Annotated in this window: 1 protein-coding gene and 1 pseudogene; both read right to left on the minus strand. The window is 68.9% G+C overall.

Going from position 1 to position 1,351, the window contains the following annotated elements:
* Nucleotides 1-966 (minus strand): cation diffusion facilitator family transporter (locus C1J00_RS43260; RefSeq protein WP_102914219.1); only part of this gene is annotated, 966 nt, incomplete at its 3' end.
* 154 nt (nucleotides 967-1,120) lie between these two features.
* Nucleotides 1,121-1,351: pseudogene (locus C1J00_RS43265) on the minus strand (mannose-6-phosphate isomerase, class I); the annotation flags it as partial.

Genomic DNA, 1,351 nt, shown 5'->3' on the forward strand with positions numbered 1-1,351 from the left:
CCCGACCCCGAGGCCTCCCGGGGAGGCCTCGGGGTCGGGGCCCTTGGCCGCCTCGGTCTCGCTGTAGATGTCCGGTTCGAGGTAGATCACGCGGGCGATCGGGACGGCGTCCCGGATGCGGGACTCGGCGGCGTTGATGGCGGCGGCGATCTCGGTCGCCGTGTCGTCGTGCTCGACGGCGATCTTGGCGGCGACGAGGAGTTCGTCGGGGCCGAGGTGGAGGGTGCGCATGTGGATGATGCCGGTGACCGTGTCGCCGTCGACGAGGGCGGCCTCGATCTTCTGCGTCTCCTCGGTGCCGGCGGACTCGCCGAGCAGCAGCGACTTGGTCTCGGCGGCGAGGACCAGGGCGATCAGGATGAGCAGGATGCCGATGCAGAGGGTGCCGATGCCGTCCCAGACGCTGTCGCCGGTGAGCAGGGCGAGGCCGACACCGCCGAGGGCGAGGATGAGGCCGACGAGGGCGCCGAGGTCCTCCAGGAGGACGACCGGGAGCTCGGGGGCCTTGGCGTGGCGGACGAAGTCCTTCCAGGAGCGCTGGCCGCGCAGGACGTTGGACTCCTTGATGGCCATGCGGAAGGAGAAGGTCTCGGCGATGATCGCGAAGACGAGGACGCCGACCGGCCAGTACCAGTTCGTCAGCTCGTGCGGGTGCTTGATCTTCTCGTAGCCCTCGTAGAGGGCGAACATGCCGCCGACGGAGAAGAGGACGATGGAGACGAGGAAGGCGTAGATGTAGCGCTCGCGGCCGTAGCCGAAAGGATGCTGCGGGGTGGCCTCGCGCTTTGCCTTCTTGCCGCCGAGCAGGAGCAGCGCCTGGTTGCCGGAGTCGGCGAGTGAGTGGACGGACTCGGCGAGCATCGACGACGAGTTACTGAAGATGAACGCCACGAACTTCGCTACCGCGATCGCGAGGTTGGCGGCCAGTGCCGCCACGATCGCCTTGGTGCCGCCTGACGCGCTCATAGGTTCGCGTTGTCCCTTCGTACGCCGTTCCTGGGCCCGGGGCGCGGCGTTGGTGCGGCGCCCGTGACTTTGTCCGTGCTTGACGGTGGGCCATTGTTGCAGCCCGCTGCGCGTGCTGTGTTTCAGGTCACCGGCACGAGGGGCGTCGAAACGGTCAGGCGACGACCGTTGCCCGGAAGAGCGTTCCCGTTCCGGACACTTCGGCCTTTTCGCCGGCCGGTACGAAGACGGACCGGCCGGGGGTCAGGTCGTGCTCGCCGGCCCTCACGGTGCCGGCCGTGCAGAGCAGGATCTGGGGGGTGGGCCGGGTGAGGTCGTGGGCCGTGCCGGCTTCGGGCAGGACGTAGCGGGAGAGGCGGAACTCGTCGATCGGGGTCTCGTAGAC

The organism is Streptomyces cahuitamycinicus (genome assembly GCF_002891435.1).
Taxonomy (GTDB): Bacteria; Actinomycetota; Actinomycetes; order Streptomycetales; family Streptomycetaceae; genus Streptomyces; species Streptomyces cahuitamycinicus.